Annotated in this window: 1 protein-coding gene; it reads right to left on the minus strand. The window is 63.7% G+C overall.

Annotated elements, in window-relative coordinates; translation table 11 throughout:
• Positions 1–212: hypothetical protein (locus GYA94_RS27250; RefSeq protein WP_218031621.1), on the minus strand; the 212-nt coding region annotated here is incomplete at both ends.

Genomic DNA, 212 nt, shown 5'->3' on the forward strand with positions numbered 1-212 from the left:
CGAACACCAGCGACAGGCCAAGCAGGTCGGGGTTGGCCTGCAAGGCGGCGCGTACCTGGCGCGTCATGTCCTCGCGCAGGTCGAAGGCATCGAGAAAGCGCTTTTCGGCCTGTTCGCGCAGGAACAGCACCTGGCGGGCGAAACCGGCACCGTACTGGTAGGCGTCCATGAACTGGCGGCGAATGTTCAACGCCTGTACTTCACCTTGCGAC

The organism is Pseudomonas juntendi (genome assembly GCF_009932375.1).
GTDB lineage: Bacteria > Pseudomonadota > Gammaproteobacteria > Pseudomonadales > Pseudomonadaceae > Aquipseudomonas > Aquipseudomonas juntendi.